Here is a 3,027-nt window from a genome sequence, read left to right as displayed (position 1 = left end):
GGTAGTGTGGGGTTTCCCCATGTGAGAGTAGGTCATCGTCAAGATTCATTTCGCAAAACCCCTATCTGCGTATGCAGGTAGGGGTTTTGTCTTTGCGTCTCAGACAAACCCGCCGGCATTGCTCCTGTGAAGGGCGCGAGGGCCGGCGGTCTGGTATCTGAGCGGGAGCCGTGCAGCGCACCCGGCTGCCCCCAATCGCAAGCCCTTGTCCTATGCAAGGCAATCCCCCATGGCTATCATGCCAGCCTCATTCGAAGTCGAGACGCGCATGCTGAAGTTGTTGAATCTCCTCAAGGATGGCCGATTCCATTCCGGAGAAGCTCTGGGGGCGGCTCTGGGCGTCAGTCGCAGTGCGGTGTGGAAGCAGCTGCAGCACTTGGAAAGCGAGCTGAACCTCAGTATCCACAAGGTACGTGGCCGTGGCTATCAGCTAGCTTCACCGTTGGTGCTGCTGGACGGTGCGGCGATCGCGGGCCATGCAGAGGCGGCGCCCTGGCCCACATTCATCCATGAGTCCATCGATTCGACCAATGCCGAAGGTATGCGCCTGGCGGCTAACGGGCAACTGGCGCCCTTCGTGGTATTGGCGGAGCAGCAGAGTGCCGGTCGCGGGCGACGCGGTCGGCAATGGATCAGCCCTTTCGCGCAAAACCTATACTTCAGTCTGGTGCTGCGCATTGACGGTGGCATGCGTCAGCTTGAGGGGCTGAGCCTTGTCGTGGGATTGGCGGTCATGCGCACATTGCAGACATTCGGGGTAAAGAATGTAGGCGTGAAGTGGCCTAACGACGTGCTGGTCGATGGTCAGAAGATAACGGGCATTTTGCTTGAGCTGATCGGTGATCCGGCAGACGTATGCCATGTGGTTCTGGGAATTGGCATAAACGTGAATATGCAGGCCAATACGCAGGTGGATCAACGATGGACGTCCATGCGTCGAGAATTAGGAGCGTCTGTAGACCGCAACCATTTAGTGGCGGTGCTGAGCCACCACTTGGAGCATGAGCTGGGCCGTCACCGCCGTTATGGGTTTGCGGCTTTTCAGGAAGAGTGGGAGCAAGCGCACCTCTGGCAGGGGCGCAATGTAACGCTCATTGCCGGAGCCACCCAGGTACAAGGAGTGGTCGCGGGCGTGGACGGGCAGGGCGGTTTGCGCATGCGCGTGGATGGCGTGGAGAAAGTCTTCAGCGGCGGCGAGCTTAGTTTGAGGTTGAGTGATGATTCTTGAGCTCGATTGCGGTAACAGCTTCATCAAATGGCGGGTAATTCATCTTCACGATGCAATGATTGTGGGTGGCGGGATCGTGGATTCCGACCAGACACTCATGGACCAGATCAGAGTGCTGGCAGGCGTTCAGATTACGGCTTGTCGTATCGTCAGCGTGCGCAGTGAGGAAGAAACCGATGCCTTGACGACCCTGATTGCCCAGGTATTTGCCGTCCAGGCTCAAGTCGCACAGTCAGCGCCGGAGATGGCGGGCGTGCGCAACGGCTATGCGGATTATCAGCGCCTCGGGATGGATCGTTGGCTGGCAACGCTGGGCGCATTTCACCTGGCCAAGGGCGCTTGCCTCGTCATTGACCTGGGCACTGCGGCCAAAGCAGACTTCGTCGCCGCAAACGGCGAGCATCTAGGCGGCTATATCTGTCCAGGCATGCCGCTGATGCGTAGCCAACTGCGCACGCACACGCGCCGTATTCGCTATGACGATGCATCCGCCGAGCGTGCATTGGTCAGCTTGACCCCGGGTCGCTCGACGGTGGAGGCGGTCGAGCGAGGCTGCGTGCTGATGCTGCAAGGCTTCGTACGCACACAACTTGAGCAGGCGCGTGAAATATGGGGTGAAGATTTTACTGTTTTCCTGACGGGAGGGGACGCCCCGCTAGTCAAGGACTCGTTGCCTGACGCGCGCGTGGTGCCTGACTTGGTCTTTGTAGGCTTGGCCATGGCCTGCCCACTGAATTGAGGTGCCTATGCGCTGGTTGTTCTTGTTGCTGCTGATCCTTAACGGTGTGTACTACGTCTGGAATCAACAGGAGGCGCCGCTCAAGGTCAAGGATGTAACGCCGCTTTCGCTTTATAAAGGCAGTCAGCAGGACATTCGCCTATTGCGGGAAGCAGGCGTGGCGGCACCTGAGCGACGTCGCGAGGAGTGCCTCATAGTCGGAGGCGCAATGACGCCCGATACGCTTGAGTCGCTTCGTCAGCGGCTGACCAGCCTGGACATCGCCACGGCCCAGGTCCGAGGGCAGGTCGCAGGTGCCCAAGGGCGTTGGCTGAAAGTAGAGCCTGCAAGTGAGCGTTTGTTGGACCCAGCGACCCTCGACGCGCTTTCCAATGATTTCAAAGACTTAAAACATCAAATTATTTTCTGCCAGGGTATTGCAACTGGTGAATAGCTTGATAGAATGGCGCCCGCTTCGCAGGGAACACCACTCAGGTGGTTGAGTTGCAAGCAGTGTCACAGTAGCTAAGTTTCAGATTTGATTGAAAAAATTTGAAAAAGCGCTTGACACTAGGGCGGCAGATGAATAAAATGCCGGCCACATCTGGAGGGATTCCCGAGCGGCCAAAGGGGACGGACTGTAAATCCGTTGCGAGAGCTTCGAAGGTTCGAATCCTTCTCCCTCCACCAGTTTTAGCGAGAGCCGCAAGCCTCGCGGGTATAGTTTAGTGGTAGAACCTCAGCCTTCCAAGCTGATGATGCGGGTTCGATTCCCGCTACCCGCTCCAAGTTTGCTGGTTATTGCACAATGTGTTTCGCTCTTGTAGCTCAGTTGGTAGAGCACACCCTTGGTAAGGGTGAGGTCAGCGGTTCAAGTCCGCTCAAGAGCTCCATATAAACAAGGCAGATATGAAAATATCTGCCTTTGTTTTATCAGCGCAAGACTATTTCTTCTGCGGAGGATTGTATCGATGGCTAAGGAAAAGTTTGATCGTTCCCTTCCCCACGTTAACGTCGGCACTATCGGCCACGTTGACCACGGTAAGACCACTCTGACCGCAGCTCTGACTCGCGTCTGCTC

General features: G+C 56.9%; 4 protein-coding genes and 3 tRNA genes. All 7 read left to right on the top strand.

The genetic code is table 11. The features are described from left to right. Positions 1 to 268: 268 nt before the first annotated feature. Entirely contained in the window at positions 269 to 1,228 is a 960-nt protein-coding gene (birA, locus tag CRP40_RS21660; RefSeq protein WP_027915761.1) for a bifunctional biotin--[acetyl-CoA-carboxylase] ligase/biotin operon repressor BirA, read from the top strand. Next, positions 1,218 to 1,967 (top strand): pantothenate kinase, encoded by a 750-nt coding sequence (locus CRP40_RS21655; RefSeq protein ID WP_027915760.1) that lies wholly within the window; start codon positions 1,218 to 1,220, stop codon positions 1,965 to 1,967. Before birA ends, CRP40_RS21655 begins: the two co-directional genes overlap by 11 nt. A gap of 7 nt (positions 1,968 to 1,974) precedes the next feature. Continuing rightward, positions 1,975 to 2,400 (top strand): hypothetical protein, encoded by a 426-nt coding sequence (locus tag CRP40_RS21650; RefSeq protein WP_027915759.1) that lies wholly within the window; start codon positions 1,975 to 1,977, stop codon positions 2,398 to 2,400. A 152-nt stretch (positions 2,401 to 2,552) separates the two neighbouring features. After that, positions 2,553 to 2,636: transfer RNA gene (locus CRP40_RS21645), tRNA-Tyr, on the top strand. Between the two features lie 24 nt (positions 2,637 to 2,660). Beyond that, positions 2,661 to 2,734, top strand: a tRNA-Gly gene (locus CRP40_RS21640). Positions 2,735 to 2,763: 29 nt separating this feature from the next. Further along, a tRNA-Thr gene (locus CRP40_RS21635) sits at positions 2,764 to 2,839 on the top strand. 78 nt (positions 2,840 to 2,917) lie between these two features. Further along, positions 2,918 to 3,027: GTP-binding protein (locus CRP40_RS21630; RefSeq protein ID WP_132579187.1), on the top strand; the 110-nt coding region annotated here is incomplete at its 3' end.

This window comes from Pseudomonas sp. URMO17WK12:I9 (genome assembly GCF_900230165.1).
Lineage (GTDB): Bacteria > Pseudomonadota > Gammaproteobacteria > Pseudomonadales > Pseudomonadaceae > Aquipseudomonas > Aquipseudomonas fulva.
The sequence above is the reverse complement of the archived record's forward strand: the minus strand, read 5'-3'. Positions and strand labels throughout refer to the sequence as shown.

Bases quoted from the DNA above. Each gene is read 5' to 3' on its own strand.
- CRP40_RS21650 (WP_027915759.1), top strand. From the start codon at position 1,975: ATGCGCTGGTTGTTCTTGTTGCTGCTGATCCTTAACGGTGTGTACTAC.
- CRP40_RS21655 (WP_027915760.1), top strand. From the start codon at position 1,218: ATGATTCTTGAGCTCGATTGCGGTAACAGCTTCATCAAATGGCGGGTA.
- birA (WP_027915761.1), top strand. From the start codon at position 269: ATGCTGAAGTTGTTGAATCTCCTCAAGGATGGCCGATTCCATTCCGGA.